The organism is Salmonella sp. NW884 (genome assembly GCF_051700745.1).
Classification (GTDB): domain Bacteria; phylum Pseudomonadota; class Gammaproteobacteria; order Enterobacterales; family Enterobacteriaceae; genus Salmonella; species Salmonella enterica.
The window spans coordinates 1-227 of sequence record NZ_JAMMDE010000063.1 but is presented as its reverse complement, the minus strand read 5'-3'; the positions used below and the strand labels follow the sequence as shown (position 1 = coordinate 227).

At 52.0% G+C, this 227-nt stretch carries 1 rRNA gene; it reads left to right on the top strand.

Annotated elements, in window-relative coordinates:
- Positions 1-227, top strand: a 23S ribosomal RNA gene (locus NA197_RS23540); the annotation flags it as partial.

Sequence of the window (227 nt, the reverse complement as noted above, 5' to 3'; positions counted from 1 at the left end):
TGAGGGAAAGGCGAAAAGAACCCCGGCGAGGGGAGTGAAAAAGAACCTGAAACCGTGTACGTACAAGCAGTGGGAGCACCCTTTGGGGTGTGACTGCGTACCTTTTGTATAATGGGTCAGCGACTTATATTCTGTAGCAAGGTTAACCGAATAGGGGAGCCGGAGGGAAACCGAGTCTTAACCGGGCGTTAAGTTGCAGGGTATAGACCCGAAACCCGGTGATCTAG